This window comes from Actinophytocola sp. (assembly GCF_045807065.1).
In the GTDB taxonomy this organism is placed as follows: domain Bacteria; phylum Actinomycetota; class Actinomycetes; order Mycobacteriales; family Pseudonocardiaceae; genus Actinophytocola.
This window is the reverse complement of sequence record NZ_JBJMIE010000119.1, coordinates 1-7,862: the sequence shown is the minus strand read 5'-3', so window position 1 is coordinate 7,862 and position 7,862 is coordinate 1. Positions and strand designations below refer to the sequence as shown.

Genomic DNA, 7,862 nt, shown 5'->3' with positions numbered 1-7,862 from the left:
CGCCGCGTTCGACGCCGACCTGGCCGACATGCCGGACGGGCTGGAGACCGCCATCGGGTCCCGGGGTCTGCGACTGTCCGGCGGGCAGCTGCAGCGGGTCGCGGCCGCCCGGATGGTGCTCGGGGACCCGGAACTGGTGGTGGTGGACGACCTGTCCAACGCGTTGGACGTCAACACCGAGCTCGCGGTGTGGACCAACCTCCTGGCTTCCGGGGCGACCGTGCTGGCCGTGTCCCATCGGCCCCAGCTGCTCATGCGGGCCGCGCAGGTGGTGGTGCTCGCCGACGGCGAGGTGGTGGCCGCCGGGCCACCGGAAGAACTGCGTGGCGGCCATCCGGACCTCTTCGGGTCCGAACGCGCCGAGGTCCCGGCCAAGCCGTGACCGCCACCCCGCGGTTGATCGCACTGTCCGCGCCGGATCCGGCCGGGCTGGCCGACCTGGCCACCCAGGTGGGCGCCCTGGCCGCCGACCAGCCGCGGCTGGCGCTGGCGCGGCTGGCCTCGTCGTTGGCCGCGCGTCCCGCGCACCCCTGTCGGATGGCCCTCGTGGCCACGTCCGTCGCGGACGTGGCGACCTCGTTGCTCGGTGGCGACGACCGGGCTCAGATCCGTGGCACGGCACGCCGCGATCCGCCGCTGGTGTTCCTGTACCCGGGCGTCGGGGAGCACTACCCGGCGATGGCCGCCGAACTCTACGGCTGGTCCCCGGTCTTCCGCGCCGCCCTCGACGAGTGCTGCGAGCTGGCCGAGGCCGAACTGGGCGAGAACCCCCGCGCCCAGCTGGACCTCACCGGCGAGCAGGCGGCGAGCGGCGCGGCGCCGGGCTGGCCGGATCTGGCCGGCATGATGCGGCCGGCCGGCCGGCCGCCGGTGTTCGACGAGCCGCGGACGGCGCAGGTACTGGTGTTCGCGGTCGAGTACGCGTTGGCGGAGTCGTTGCGGCACTGGGGACTCGTGCCGTCGGCGATGCTCGGCTACAGCATCGGGGAGTACACCGCGGCGTGTGTGGCGGGCGTGCTCGAACTGGCCGACGCGGTCCGGCTGGTCGCCCGCCGAGCACTGCTGATCGAGGAGACCGAGCCCGGCGGGATGCTCGCGGTCCTGCTTTCCGCCGAGGACGTCCGCACCCGGCTCGCCAGGGTGGGCGACCCACGGCTGGCGGTCGCGATCGTCGACGGGCCCGCGCTGTGCGTCGTTTCCGGTCCGGCCGACGCGGTCGCCGAGCTGGCGGAGATCCTGGACGTCGAAGGGATCGCCAGCCGCAGGCTGCCGGTCCGGCACGCGTTCCACTCCCCGGTGCTGGCGCCCGCCGAGGCACCGCTGGCCCGTCTGGTCGCCGGCTCCACCCTGCGTGCGCCGGAGATTCCGGTGGTGTCCAACGTGACCGGTACCTGGCTGACGGCGCGGCAGGCGACCGATGCCGGCTACTGGGCCGCCCACATGCTGCGCACGGTCCAGTTCTTCGACGGTCTGGGCGAGGTGTGGGCACTGCCCGAGCCGGTGCTGCTGGAAGTGGGACCGGGGCGCACCCTGGGGACGCTGGCCGGGCAGCACCCCGCCCGGGCGGCACGCAGCCCGGTGCTGTCGACGATGCCCGGCCAGGGCCACGGCGGGTCGGGCATCGCCCGCCTGCTCGCGGCGGTGGGCGGGGCATGGGTCCACGGCCTCCCGGTCGACCTGGGTCGCGTCACGGGCTGACGGCCCGCCGCCGGACGAACCGGGTGATGGCGTCGACCGAGTGGAAGTTCCTCATGTCGAGGTCCTCACCGCGCACCTCGACCGGGAACGTGCGCTCGACCCACATCACGATCTGCACCGCGAACAGCGAGTTCACCAGCCCGCCGGCGAACAGGTCGGTGCTGTCGTCGAACGGCACGCCGTGGACGTGCCCGGCGACGAACCGGTGGATCGTGTCACGCTCGACGCTCACCGCGAGGCCTCCTCGGAAAGGGCGATTCCGGACGGTCCGGTACCGGACCGCGGTCCTCCGACGTCCGGCGCAGTGGCGCGGGCCAGCCTGCCTCGTCGGTTCCGTGCTGGCAGAGCACCGCGTAGGCCAGCCGTTCCAACCCGAACCCGACGCAGGCGGTGTGGACCGGCTGCCCGCCGGGCTGCCGGATGCCGAAGGCGTCCCCGAACAGCCGGTCGTGGACGTTGAACGAGGCCACCGCGATCGTGCGGTCCGGCGCGACGGCCAGGCGCATCTCGTGCTTGCGTTCCAACAGCAGCTGCGACGAGATGTTCACGCTGGTGTTCCGGTCGCCGAAGAACGGGTCGTGTGCCACCTCGCAGTGGCCGGTCAGGGCCAGCTCGTCGAGGAGTTCGCCCGCGCGCTGCCGGAAGCGGTCCCGGCAGCCGGTGGTGAACTCCCGGGAGCCGAGGAACACGACCTCCCGGATGGTGAAGTCCCAGAGCCGTTCCATGTCGGCGTGGTAGCGGCCCTCGTACCGGAACGACTTGCCGCGGGCGGTCACCACCATGTCCGTCGCGGGCAGCGTGCCGTCGGCGAACTGTTGGAACGTGTGGTAGCACATGGTCGGCGGCAGGCAGTGGTCCACCGGGCCGGACCGGTCGAGCACCGTGTGCGTGAAGTCGCCGTCGCCGCCCGCTTCGCCGAGGAAGTCCCGGTAGTTGTGGATGTCGGCACGCAACCTGGCCACGTACATCAGGTGCTGCGGGAAGGACGTCGTGTACCCGCTGCGCCGCAACGCCTGGGTGCGGATCAGGGTCGGATAGCGGTACTCGGTCGCCTCGAACTCCCCGGCGATGGCGACCACCAGCGCGTCGAGCCGGTCCATCAGGCTCAGCACCGGTTCGGCCACCGTCACCTGGCCATCGCCCGCCACGAACGCGAGCCCCTGGTCGACCAGCCGGTCGAACACCGGGCCGGCAGGGCGATCAGCCCGGGCCGAGCGCCAGCGCACGGTCGTCGGCGTGGCGAGCCTGCCGTGCAGGTCACCGGCCACCATCAGGTCGACCTTGGCGGCCAGCTGCGGACCGGGCACCGGCCGGTCGGTGCGCACCCGGACACCGACAACGAGGTCGCCGCTGGTCACCAGGCTGAAGTCGACGATCCGCTCGTCCACGAAGAACACCCGGCGCGACAGCTCGTCGATCAGCCGGACGGGCACCGGGTGCGCCAGCGCCAGTACCTGGTCGGTGGGAGCGTCAACGCTCATCGCGCACCCCGGCGAGTCTGGCGACGGACCGGTGGACGCCGGCGGTGGGGTGAGGTCCACGGTCAGCCCGTCAGTCCGTCGCGCACCATGGCGACCTCGTCGGCCGTGGCCCCGATCAGTTCGGCGAGGACGTCCTCTTCGGACTCCGACGCCGTGTCCGCCGTGGTGTCGGGAGCGGTGTCCGAGGCGCTCCGGACGACCCACGCCACCAGCCCTCGTACTGTCGGGGCGTCGAACACGACGCTGACCGGCACCGAACGGCCGGTCGCGCGCTCCACGCGCGCCGCGACCCGGGCGGCGGCCAGCGAGTGGCCACCGAGCACGAAGAAGTTGGCGTCCGGGTCGACGGCCTCCAGGTCGAGCACCTCACACCAGATCCTGGCGACCGCCGACTCGAATGCCGTCAGTCCGCCGCCGTGTGTGGCCGGGGCGGGCAGCGGCAACCGGTCCAGCGCGTCGGTGTCGATCTTGCTGTTGCTGGTCAGCGGCAGGGCGGGCAGCCGGAGGAACCGGCTGGGCACGCAGTACTCGGGCAGCCGCTCGGCGAGGAAGGCACGCAGCTCACCATCGGTCGGCCCGCCGTCGGTCACCAGGTAGCCGACCAGGATCGGCGTGCCCGCGCTGATCCGTGGCCGGGTCAGGCTCTGCCGAACGGCCGGGTGAGTGCCCAGCGCGGCGTCCACCTCCGCCGGTTCCACCCGGTGGCCGCGGATCTTGACCTGCCGGTCGGACCGGCCGAGGAAGTGCAGCACGCCGTCGGTGCCGAGCACGCCGACGTCACCCGTGCGGTAGATCCGGGCGCCTGGCTCGAACGGGTGCGGCACGAACCGGTCGGCGGTGAGGCCGGGCCGGCCCAGGTAGCCGTAGGCGACGCCGTCGCCGCCGAGCACGATCTCACCGGGTACGCCCGGTGAGGCCAGCCGGCCGTCGGCGTCCAGCACGTGGGCCGACCGGCCGGGCATCGGCAGCCCCAGCGGCACCGGCTGGTCGGGGCGCATCAGGTCGTCGTGGGTGGCCGAAGAGGCGATCCCGATCTCGGTGGCGCCGTAGAACGACGTCAGCCGCACGTGCGGGCAGGCCGTGCGGATCCGGTGCATGTGGTCGGGGGACAGCACGTCACCGCCGGTGAGCATGTGGTCGATGTCGGCGAAGACCTCCGGCCGCTCGTCGACCACCAGCTGGGCCAGCCCGGTGGTCAGGAACAGCACACGCACGCCGAAGCGCCGTATGTAGTCGTGCAGCTGGGCGGGAGACGGGCGGGAGGTCGGTGACACGGCCAGCGTGCTGCCGGTGAGCAGCGCGGTCCAGGTCTCGATGGCGGACGGGTCGAACACGGCGGGCGCGAGGTGGGACACGACGGTTCCCGGTCCGGCCGAGGTGTAGGCCGGACGGGCCGTCAGGCTCGTGACGCCCTGGTGGCTGATGGCGACCGCCTTCGGTTCGCCGGTGGTGCCCGAGGTGTACATGACGTACGCGAGATCGGCGGGACTGACCTGGGGCAGCGCCGCCGCCTGCTCGGCAGGCCCGCCGACGGGCACGACGGGCAGGCCGAGACTTTCGCCGAGCTCACGGGACGGGGCGTCGGTCACCACCGCGGTCGGCCTGCCCGTGGCGAGCATCGACGCCATCCGCTGGTGCGGGATGCTCTGGTCGAGGGGGAGGTAGGCGGCGCCGGCCTTGAGGACGCCCAGGAGCGCGACCGGCATGGCGAGGTCGCGGGCCACGACGACGGCGACCCGGTCGCATCGTCGTACCCCGGCGGCGACCAGCCGGGTGGCGAGCCGGTCGGCGGCCGCGTCCAACTGCGAGTAGGTCAGCGCACCGCCTTCGGCCACCACCGCGACGGCATCCGGCGTTGCCGCGGCCTGCCTGCGGAACTCCTCGTGCACGACTCCGGACGTGACCGGGGCGGGCGCGCCGGTGCCCGCCGTGAGCAGGCCGCCATGTCGTGGACCGTGGTGGTCGGCGAGCTCGACCGGGTCGTCCGGGTGGTCGAGGAGTGCCGCGCAGAGCGTGCCGAACTCCTCGGCCAGGAGGGAGATCGTGGCGGGGTCGAACAGGTCCGCCGCGTACTCGATGGCGACCGGCAGCTCGGTGCCGCCGTCGGCCACCGTCATGGTGAGCTCGAAATCGCACGCCACGGTGGCGGGTTCCCTCGTCAGGGTCAGCGCGGCCGACCCGCCCGCCGGGAGCGCGTCGTAGCGCACCTGGAAGGTGACCGGACACAGTGGAACTCTCGCCAGCTCGCGGGCCGGGCGAAGGGCGTCGACCACGGTGTGGAACGGCAGCCTGGAGTGCGTGATCGCCCGGCCGGTCTCCGCCCGCATCGCGTGCACCAGCTCGGTGAACGACCGTTCCCTCGGTAGCCGGACGCGGGTGGGGACCACGTTGGCGAACAGCCCGACCAGGTCGGTCCACTCCGGCCGGTCCCGGCCGAGGTGCGGGATACCGATCAGGAAGTCCCGGTTGCCGTCGCCACGGCGCGACATCAGCACACCGAACACCGCGGCCAGGGTCATGAACGGCGTCACCCGCCTGGACACCGAGAACTCCTTGATGCGCCCGGCCAGCCGCGCCCCGAGGTCGAAGTAGTGGCTCCTGCCCCGGAACGACCTCCGGTCCGGACGTGGCCGGTCGGTGTGCAGCACCAGGTCGTCGGCGCCCGCCAGTGCCTCGCGGCAGGAGTCGAGCATCGCCCGGCATTCCGGGGAGTCGAGCCATTTCCGTTGTGCCACCGCGAAGTCGGCATACGTCGCGGCGAGGGCGGGTTTGGCGGGCGCACCCGTGCGCACGGCGTCGTACGCCGTCCGGATCTCGTCGACCAGCAGGTGTTCGGTGGCCCCGTCGAAGGCCATGTGGTCGATCTTCAACTGGAGCATGTGGTCGTCGGCGGCCAGGCGCACCACCCGCGCGGCGAGCAGCCGGCCGTCGGGCAGGTCGAGGTCCGGCAGATCCCTCCCCGGGTGGTCGGCCAACGACAGCAGTTCGAGCTCGCCGGGCCACTCGGCGGGAACGTGCACGAGCTCGTCATCGCGTTCCTCGACCCAGCCCGACAGCATGTCCTGCCGGTGCACCACCTCTCGAACCGCGAGTGCCAGCGCGGCGAGGTCGAGTGGGCCGCGCAGGCGCAGCGTCATCGTCACCGCGAGCAGCGCCGCGTCGGGATACAGCTTGCGCTGCAGCCACAACTGCTCCTGCGCCGGCGACACCGGCCGCTCAGCGGCTCGGGTCGCGGTGGCGGGCTGGAGATCGTGTGTCACCGAGGAATCACCCGTGCCCGGTCTAGAACCGATGATGGCCGTCATCGTGTCGCCGCGGTGCGGTGCGGGCACGTCCCCAGTTCACGGGGCATCACCAGGGCGGACGCCCGCATCTAGGTTCGGCTGCGGACGTCGCGGCGAAGGGGGTCTCAGCGGTGTCAACCCGATCGACGAACACGGGCGACAGCAGGTTGCTCGACCAGCTCGTTGCGCTGTGGCGGGAGACGCTTGCCGATCCGGAGATCGGTCCGGACGACAACTTCTTCACCGTCGGCGGTCATTCCTTGCTGGCGTTGCGGCTGCTCGGCAGGTTGCACGAGCTGACCGGGGTGGAGCTGACCCTGGTCGACCTGTTGGAGGCACCGACGCCTGCCGAGCTACTGGTCGCACACGGCACCGCGCTGTCCGCATCGGCGGAAACGGAGAACTGATGCGGGAGTACGGGATTGCCTGACACCACTGAGGCGGGCGGCCTGGTCGCGCGGCTGGCGCGGCTGGACCCGGAGCGGCGGCGGTTGCTGACCGAACGGCTGCGGCCGGGACCGGTTGCCCTGCCCCGGGACGGCCGCCCGCTGCCCGCGTCGTTCTTCCAGGAACGACTGTGGCTGGTCGACCAGCTGCTCCCCGGATCGACCGCGTACGTCGTCGCCGTGACCCAGCGGTTGCGTGGCGACCTGGACTGTGGCGTGCTGTCCAGGGCATGGGAACTGCTCGTCGACCGCCACGAGGCGTTGCGGACCCGGCTCGAATGGGTCGACGGCGTGCTGACCCAGTCGGTGCTGCCCGCCGTGTCGTTGCCGTTGCGGGTCATCGACCTGACCGACGTCGAGGACGTCCGGTCCGAAGTGGCGCGACTGCTGGACGCGGAAGCCGCCGTCGGGCTGGACCTGTCCAGCGCGCCGCTGTTCCGGCTGCGGTTGCTGCGGCTGGCCACCCGGGACCACGTGCTGGCGGTCTACCTGCACCACGCCGTCACCGACGGCTGGTCCAACGGCATCCTGATGCGCGAGCTGAGCGTGTCGTACCGGACGTTGCTGGCCGGCGGTGAGCCCGTTCTGCCGCCGCTGCGGTTGCAGTACGCCGACGCCGCCGCGTGGCAGCGCGACCAGCTGACCGAGCAGCGGCTGGCGGACCTGAGCCGGTACTGGACCGATCGGCTGGCCGGAGCGCCGGACCTGCTCGACCTGCCCACCGACCGGCCGCGGCAGGCGGGCGGCGCGCGGCCGGTCGCACGGCACCACACGGTGCTGCCGCGGGACTCGGTCACGGCCCTGCGTGCGTTGGCCGACAGCGAACGCACCACGGTCTTCGCGGTCCTGCTGGCCGGTTTCGCGGCGATCCTCGCGCGGTGGGCCGGCCGGCAGGACATCGTGGTCGGCAGCCCGCGGACCGGCCGCACCCACCCCGACCTGGAGGGCGTCGT

The 7,862-nt window shown here is 72.7% G+C and carries 6 protein-coding genes and 1 pseudogene; 4 read left to right on the top strand and 3 right to left on the bottom strand.

Translation table 11 applies throughout. The features are described from left to right. Positions 1-382 (top strand): annotated as a pseudogene (locus tag ACJ73U_RS06915) (ABC transporter ATP-binding protein); the annotation flags it as partial. Beyond that, the gene (locus tag ACJ73U_RS06910) at positions 379-1,698 is read left to right on the top strand and encodes an acyltransferase domain-containing protein (RefSeq protein WP_407776689.1); all 1,320 of its coding nucleotides are present in this window, start codon (positions 379-381) and stop codon (positions 1,696-1,698) included. The pseudogene ACJ73U_RS06915 and the gene ACJ73U_RS06910, both read left to right, overlap by 4 nt. On the opposite strand, the gene ACJ73U_RS06905 is transcribed toward ACJ73U_RS06910, so the two are convergent. From ACJ73U_RS06905 to ACJ73U_RS06895, 3 genes are all read right to left on the bottom strand, one after another. Further along, positions 1,688-1,930 (bottom strand): phosphopantetheine-binding protein, encoded by a 243-nt coding sequence (locus ACJ73U_RS06905; protein ID WP_407776688.1) that lies wholly within the window; start codon positions 1,928-1,930, stop codon positions 1,688-1,690. The genes ACJ73U_RS06910 and ACJ73U_RS06905 overlap by 11 nt on opposite strands. After that, positions 1,914-3,179, bottom strand: coding sequence for a hypothetical protein (locus tag ACJ73U_RS06900; RefSeq protein WP_407776687.1), 1,266 nt, complete (start codon positions 3,177-3,179; stop codon positions 1,914-1,916). Before ACJ73U_RS06900 ends, ACJ73U_RS06905 begins: the two co-directional genes overlap by 17 nt. Before the next feature lie 62 nt (positions 3,180-3,241). Then, positions 3,242-6,439 carry a non-ribosomal peptide synthetase gene (locus ACJ73U_RS06895; RefSeq protein WP_407776686.1) on the bottom strand — a complete coding sequence of 1,066 codons (3,198 nt, stop codon included), beginning with the start codon at positions 6,437-6,439 and terminating at the stop codon, positions 3,242-3,244. Positions 6,440-6,594: 155 nt separating this feature from the next. Between ACJ73U_RS06895 and ACJ73U_RS06890 the strand changes: the two genes are divergently transcribed. Beyond that, entirely contained in the window at positions 6,595-6,870 is a 276-nt protein-coding gene (locus ACJ73U_RS06890) for a phosphopantetheine-binding protein (RefSeq protein ID WP_407776685.1), read from the top strand. A gap of 15 nt (positions 6,871-6,885) precedes the next feature. Then, a partial coding sequence (locus tag ACJ73U_RS06885) for a condensation domain-containing protein (protein WP_407776684.1) occupies positions 6,886-7,862 on the top strand: 977 nt, incomplete at its 3' end.

Excerpts from the sequence above, each read along its gene's own strand:
- ACJ73U_RS06900 (WP_407776687.1), bottom strand. The coding sequence starts at position 3,179 with ATGAGCGTTGACGCTCCCACCGACCAGGTACTGGCGCTGGCGCACCCG.